Consider the following 285-nt stretch of genomic DNA (forward strand, 5'->3'; position numbering starts at 1 on the left):
AATCCACGAGGCTGTATAAGCCTCGACTGCCTTTTTATATCCTGGTTTCCCGTCTGCGGTATTTCAATCCACGAGGCTGTATAAGCCTCGACGCTGATGACCGGGAAAAGACCAGCCCCTACAATATTTCAATCCACGAGGCTGTATAAGCCTCGACCTCCTTAATTACCTGCCGGCGTTTCGCCTTCTGTATTTCAATCCACGAGGCTGTATAAGCCTCGACCTGCGTTACCTGGGATATCCCGTTCGAAGTCTATATTTCAATCCACGAGGCTGTATAAGCCT

This window comes from Clostridium sp. KLE 1755 (assembly GCF_000466465.2).
GTDB classification, from domain to species: domain Bacteria; phylum Bacillota; class Clostridia; order Lachnospirales; family Lachnospiraceae; genus Eisenbergiella; species Eisenbergiella porci.